Origin of the sequence: Flavobacterium araucananum (assembly GCF_002222055.1) — a bacterium.
Taxonomy (GTDB): Bacteria; Bacteroidota; Bacteroidia; order Flavobacteriales; family Flavobacteriaceae; genus Flavobacterium; species Flavobacterium araucananum.
On record NZ_MUGS01000124.1, the window covers coordinates 1 to 1,267 of the forward strand.

Annotated in this window: 1 protein-coding gene; it reads left to right on the forward strand. The window is 33.6% G+C overall.

Annotated elements, in window-relative coordinates; all coding sequences use genetic code 11:
• Window positions 1-197: 197 nt before the first annotated feature.
• Window positions 198-1,267, forward strand: a 1,070-nt coding sequence (locus tag B0A64_RS24740; protein WP_208863572.1) for a glycoside hydrolase family 97 N-terminal domain-containing protein, incomplete at its 3' end; no start/stop codon positions are given.

The following is a 1,267-nucleotide window of genomic DNA, read 5'->3' on the forward strand; positions in this document are numbered from 1 at the left end:
ATTTATAAGTTTTTGATAACTAATTATTTACTACTTAGAAGTTGTTTTTGTATTTTGTTAACTTTAAGTACTATTAATAGGAATATTTGATCTCTGAATTTTATAGTTCTACATTTTTTTTATTCGGCTATCTCCATTTCATAAATTTTATTATGTTTGCTAAATCGATTTAGCAATTCTTTAAACCTTCTTAATTTATGAAAAATATACTTTTTGCCCTGTTTTTTATCCTTACTTCAAATGCATTTGTCAAAGCTCAGGAACTAAAATCTCCCGATGGAAATTTGACAGTCACATTTGGTCTCAATGCAGCGGGAACTCCGGTTTATTCATTAAGTTATAAAAATAAACAGGTGATTAAAGAAAGTAAATTAGGCTTTGTTGTAAAGTCGGATATTATGCTAAACAAAGATTTTAGGGTTACGGCCACTAATTTTCAATCAGAGAACAGTACCTGGAAACCGATTTTAGGAGAGCAAAAAGAAATACAGAATCAGTATAACGAATTAAAAGTAGCACTTGTTCAGGAAAAAAGCGAGCGAAAGATTTCGATTTATTTCCGTTTGTTTAATGATGGTTTAGGATTTCGATATGAGTTTCCGGTTCAGGATAATTTGCGTCATTTTATTATTCAGGAAGAAACTACTGAGTTTAACCTAACAGGCGATCATAAACTTTTCTGGATCCCGGGAGATTATGATACAAACGAATATAGTTACACAACATCGAAAATATCTGAGATGCAGCCTTTGGTTTATAATGCAACTCATGTGCCGCTTGCCGCACAGTCTACCATTAAAAACTTAGCAACACAAACCCCGTTAATGATCAAGACCAATAACGGACTTTATATTAACATTCATGAAGCAGCCTTAAAAAATTATCCGGCAATGTGTCTTAATGTCGATGATAAAACCTATTCGTTAAGTTCGCATCTTGTTCCAGATGCCTTAGGGAACAAAGGATATATTCAAACGGGGAGTTTCACGCCCTGGCGAACAATTGTTGTGAGCGATGATGCAAGAAAAATCCTGTCTTCAAAAATGATCTTAAATCTTAATGAACCCTGTAGTTTTGACGATACTTCCTGGATTAAACCTGTAAAATATATTGGTGTCTGGTGGGAATATTTTACAGGAGCAGGATCTACATGGGCGTATTCTAATGATCAGGATGTTGTTATTGGTAGTACAGATTTCTCTAAACTTAAGCCCAATAATACACACGGCGCAAATACCAAACATGTAAAAGAATACATTGATTTTGC